At 59.1% G+C, this 5,651-nt stretch carries 3 protein-coding genes and 1 pseudogene; all 4 read left to right on the forward strand.

Translation table 11 applies throughout. The features are described 5' to 3' along the window. On the forward strand, positions 1–699 hold a 699-nt coding region (locus tag WCB02_RS26300; protein WP_423962686.1), incomplete at its 5' end, for a tyrosine-type recombinase/integrase. Between the two features lie 113 nt (positions 700–812). Beyond that, positions 813–935: pseudogene (locus WCB02_RS26305) on the forward strand (transposase domain-containing protein); the annotation flags it as partial. Between the two features lie 107 nt (positions 936–1,042). Continuing rightward, positions 1,043–2,245, forward strand: coding sequence for an IS701 family transposase (locus WCB02_RS26310; RefSeq protein ID WP_423962688.1), 1,203 nt, complete (start codon positions 1,043–1,045; stop codon positions 2,243–2,245). Between the two features lie 816 nt (positions 2,246–3,061). Continuing rightward, positions 3,062–5,651: beta strand repeat-containing protein (locus tag WCB02_RS26315; RefSeq protein WP_423962687.1), on the forward strand; the 2,590-nt coding region annotated here is incomplete at its 3' end.

Here is a 5,651-nt window from a genome sequence, read left to right on the forward strand (position 1 = left end):
CCGGCACACAGTGCGCTGATCCAGCGCGTGCTCGCCATACCGAGCAAGCGCCACGACAAGCGACAGGTGCACTTCCTGACGCGCCCCGAGATCGAGGCGGTTCTCGCCGCGCCCGATCGAACGACGTGGCTTGGCCGCCGCGATCACACCTTGCTGCTGGTCGCGGTCCAGACGGGCTTACGCCTCTCCGAGCTGACTGGCCTTGACCGGGATGCCGTCCACCTCGGGTCTGGCGCACACGTACGATGCGTCGGAAAAGGGCGGAAGGAGCGGATCACTCCGCTGACCACACTCGCTCGGTGTGCGCTCCAGGCATGGCTCAAGGAACCGTTACGGAAAGGCGCAACAGCGTTGTTCCCCAACGTGCACGGGGCCCGGCTCAGTGCAGACAGCGTCCAATCGCTGCTGCGAAAGCATGTTCGTGTCGCTCACGAGAGTTGCCCGTCTTTGAAGGCCAAGAGCGTGTCACCGCACGTGCTGAGGCACAGCGCTGCGATGGAACTGCTGCAAGCCGGCGTCGACTGCTCCGTGATTGCGCTCTGGCTCGGTCATGAATCGGTCGAAACGACGCAGACGTACCTGCACGCCCACCTCGCCCTCAAGGAGGCTGCCCTGGCGAAGCTCAAGCCGTACGAGCCCGGCAAGCGAACCCGCTTCCAGCCGAACGACCGTCTGCTCGCCTTCCTCGAGGCGCTCTGAACGACCAGACTATGCCGAATGGAATCGGGCTGCCGTGCACGCGATCGATGATGCCAGCGTGACAACCACGCGCCATACCGGACCCGTTCGGCATAGTTCGGCGGGCGGCATAATCCGCCAAGATGAGCAGCCTCGACCCGGAGGCTTATTTGCGCGACGTGCTTGCCCGCATCGCCGACCATCCCATCAATCGCATCGCCGACCTGCTGCCCTGGAACTGGAAGCCGGCCGGCTGACGATACCCGCCCGGCTAGCACTGTCGTCACCACCATGGCCGCTCCTTGATTTGCCAATCAATGAGCAAACTTCTCACGTTTGACGACAACCTGGTAGGCGCGGTTGGCTGGACGCTTACCTTGCGTTATGGGCGGCGTCGCTTCGAGAGATCAAGAAGCGGATACGTCCGCTGTTCAAGCAAGATCGCGTTGCGGCGAATGCAGGCTTGTTTCTGGAAGGCCTGCTCGGCGATGAGCAACGCAAGACCGGCTGGATGCGCGCGGAGGCGGCTGGCGATCCTGGTCCATGGCGGCAACAGGCCATTCTGGGTCGGAGTGACTGGGATGCTGATGCTCTGCGCGATATCGTCCGTGATTATGCCATCGAGCATTTGGCGGATGATGACGCGGTCCTCGTGATCGACGAGACTGGCTTTCTCAAGCAGGGCAAGGCGTCGTGCGGAGTGGGGCGGCAATACACAGGCTCCGCGGGCAAGATCACGAACTGCCAGATCGGCGTCTTCGCTACCTACGTTTCGCGTCATGGCCATGCGTTCATCGATCGCGCGTTGTATCTTCCAAAGGAATGGACTGACGATCCAGATCGTCTGGAAGCCACATACGTGCCTGCCGACACGGGCTTTGCGACCAAACCAAAGCTCGCGACGAGAATGATCGCACGCGCAATAACCGCGGCTATGCCATTCAAGTGGGTTGCTGCCGATACGGTCTACGGTGTCGCAGACATTGAACAGCAACTACGCCAAGCAGGCAAAGGCTATGTACTCGGGGTCAACAGCGCTCATGTGTTCCGATCCTGCGGCAAGCGGCGATCAGTCTCTGGCAGCGCCGCGGAAATCGCATCGACGCGGCGTTCATCCGACTGGAAACGCCTGTCGGCAGGGGACGGAACCAAAGGACCGCGGCTGCATGATTGGTGCTATCTCGAACTGGCCGATCTCGATGCCGGCCAGTTCAACAAGGCAAATGAAGGTTTGTGGACAAGCGGCCTGCTGATCCGTCGTCGCATCGCAGATGGTGACCTCGCCTTCTTCACCACCTGGTGCCCAGCCGGAACAACCATCGAGACGCTGGTTGCGGTCGAAGGCCATCGCTGGGCGATCGAGGACAGTTTTGAGACCGCCAAAAATGAGTTCGGACTCGATCACAACGAGAGCCGATCCTGGCATGGTTGGCATCGCCACGTATCGATGGCGATGCTCGCCTTCGCGATGATGGCGGTGATCCGCCATCATGCCAATCCGCCACTGCCAAAAAAAACGAAACGCCGAACCACTGCAAGAACAAAACCATCGTCGCCTCGGCATTGATCCGATGGTCAATCCAGGAAATTCGGCGCATCGCCATCAGGCTCGCTCGAAAGCGGATTCAACCCGCCCACATCATCGCATGGTCGCTCTGGCGCAGAGCTCACCAGGCGGCGGCCCGGCGCGCCCATCTCAAAAAAAGGCAACTGTAATGCTAGAGGGGCACAGATCAGCAGCAGGCATTATATTACCGCGGCCTGCCTTTTTGGGGTTCCATTTTTGCCACAGTGTGCGGTTAACCCTCCTTTTTGAAGGGGTTATTAACGATATTCTTGTTTGGGGGTACCCTCAATGTTAGCCATATTTTTGTTGAGGTGGTGTTCCCCTAATTTGGATGGGATTGGCGTTGCGGGATAGGGGCCGCAACTATTTTGGGCAAGTGGAATCGACGTAAGTCGGCGCGACTGCGAAAGTGTCGGTGAGGCTAGCACCCCGGTTCGCCGCGCCGTCTTTTGGTTGGAAATTGTTGTGATTGACGATGGGGGACCAAATCAATGCACTTTGTTAAGCTTCGCCACGGCCCGGCTCTCATTTTTACGAGGTTGGCTCAACTGACGCTAGCGGCACAGCCATTTTCACTTCGATGATCCGGGCGGCGCCTGGCAGCAGAATAGGCATGGTGATCGATCGGAACGAACTGCGCGGTCATTTGCGCAATGGGATCGCGGCGCGTTCAATTAAGCGTAAAAATTTCTCTTCTCCACCAACAACATCTTCAAATATTGGGCTTACGAATGCGTGCACTTGCGGGCGTTCATCCGTCCGCGGCGAGAGAGCAAGCTCGAACCTTAGTGTCGGATTCGACGGAAGGCATGATTTATGACCACGCCGAAGATCACCGCGATAGCGATATCTCCCTCGAGTGGCGATCTTACCGTCGGTGACGACCTCACCGTTGGCGACGTCGTCACAGTGACGCTCTCCATGAGCGGAGTGGTGACGGTCAGTACAAGTGATAGCCCGCCGACAGTGACGCTCAACGGCGGCACCGCCTCTTATGTCAGCGGTTCGGGCACGAACGAACTTGTGTTCACGTATACGGTTTTAGCCGGTGAGAACGCCGCAGCTTTGGCCGCAACGTTGGTAAACCTCAACGACGCCACGATCACGGATGGCAACGGCAATGCCGCCAACCTGTCGCTTAGCGGCCTGAGCCAGACTGGGCCGGGAGTCCTCACAAGCCCGGTGGCGACGTCGGTGGTGGCAACCGGCAATGGGATTACGGCCGGGGCCGGCGACCTGGCTGCCGGCGATGTCATCACCCTGACTGTAGATTTCAACGAGGCTGTGACGGTGGCCGGCGGGACGCCGACTCTCACCCTCAACGATGGGGGCATCGCCACCTATACCGGCGGTTCCGGCTCGAGCGCATTGGTTTTCAGCTACACCTTAGCGGCCGGCCAAAACACGTCGGCGCTGGGGGTGACGGCGGTCAATCTCAATGGCGCGACCGTGACCAGCGAATCTACCCTGACGGCCGGCAGCGGTGGTTCGCTGACAGATGCCAACGGCAAGGTTTGGTCCTTCGGTGGATCGGCCGGCGGCGGTAATTATGTCATTTTGCGCAACGGAGTCGAATTCGCGGATGGCTCGGCAGTCACTCTCACCCTCGCTAATGGCGTCGTTTGGCAGGAGAACAGTTCGAATACTTGGTACATGTCCACTGCAACTGGTTGGCAGTGGGAAGCTGCAGGACCAACACAAACGGCTGCCAATTTCGGCGAAGCGGTGACGACGCTTTCGGGCCCATTGCAAATTGATACCGTATCGGGCCCAACGATTAGCTCGGTCTTGGAATCGAATTCGAGCTCGGTCCTCGTGGCAGGGAATACTGTCACGCTGACGCTCAACATGAGCGAAGCGGTGACGGTCAATACAACCGGCGGCACCCCGACACTGACGCTGAACGACGGCGCCACCGCGACTTACGCGAGCGGCTCCGGTTCAAACACGCTGGTTTTCACTTACACCGTGGCAGCCGGTCAGAATACGGCGGCATTGGCGGCGAGCGCGCTCAATCTCAACGGCGCGACCATCAAGGACAGCGCCGGCAATGCGGCCAGCCCGTCGCTGAGCGGCCTGACCCAAACCGGCCCGCAGATCGACACCACTGCGCCGAAGATATTTTATGTCAGCTCCGAGATCGGCAATAACAACAACGCCGGCACATCTGAGAATGCCCCGCTGGCCACCCTGCAGGCGGCTGCGAACTTGGTGCAGCCCGGTGACATCGTTGAGGTCATGAACGGCACCTATACGGGGCCGGTGGCCGGGGATGTAGTGGATATTACCACCAGCGGCACTGCGAGCGCGCCAATCATCTTCGAGGCCGCCCCTGGACAGACGCCTGTCATCAATAGCTCGGGCACCTGGAACGGCATCCACATCCAGGCATCCTATATTGTCATCAATGGCTTCACCGTAGTGGGCGATGCCGCCAACTACACCCTGTCGCAAGCATTGGCCGAATACAGTGCCGGCAACCAATACCTCGATGGGAACGGCATAGTCGTCAATTCGCCCAACCCCGGTGTTGTAGTTCCCAACCACGTCACGATCGAAAATAACACAGTCTACAACGAACCCGGCGCTGGCATCGCATCGACGGGCTCGGACTACTTGCAGATCCTGAACAACGTTGTGTACGATAACGCGCATTGGGATGCGTGGGGCGCGAGTGGGATCTCTATCGCTGCTTCCGTGGACTCGGATACGAACCCCGGCGTCCATACTATCATTAGCGGTAATCTCTCGTTCGATAACACCCAGTTGGTCCCAACTACCGGCCTAGGCACGATTACCGATGGCGAAGGTATCATTCTGGACACCAATACCGGCTCCACCGCCCTAGATCCCAACTACGTGGGCCAATTCCTTGTCGAAAACAACACGACCTACGGCAATAGCGGTCCCGGCGTCCTGGCATTTCTGTCGAGCGATGCAGTCCTCACCGGTAATACCGCCTATGGAAACGTGACTGACGCAGGTTTATCGAGCGCTGGCGAAACGAATGTTGACGTCAACGAGTCCAGCGACGTCACCGTAACGAACAACATCACGACCGACCCTAACCCTACACCGCCCGCCGCGCCGGTGATCTCGGGCGACACCGTGAACGACTATCTGAACGGCTTTGTGCCCACTACATTGACGGTAGACGGCACGGCGGAAGCCTATAGCACGATTACGGTGTTTGATAACTCGGCTCCGTTGGGCACGACAACCACGAGCAGCAGCGGTGCGTGGTCGTTTACGATCGTAGGAGCAGCGAACGGCAGTGAAAATTTCACAGCCACTGCGACCGACAGTGTGGGCAATGTGAGCCCGGTCTCGTCTCCTCTGGTCATGACCTTGAACGTACCGGTCGATCTCGTCGCCAATGGAAATTTTGCTACCGGCGATTTTACGG

This window comes from Bradyrhizobium sp. (genome assembly GCF_049581145.1).
In the GTDB taxonomy this organism is placed as follows: domain Bacteria; phylum Pseudomonadota; class Alphaproteobacteria; order Rhizobiales; family Xanthobacteraceae; genus Bradyrhizobium.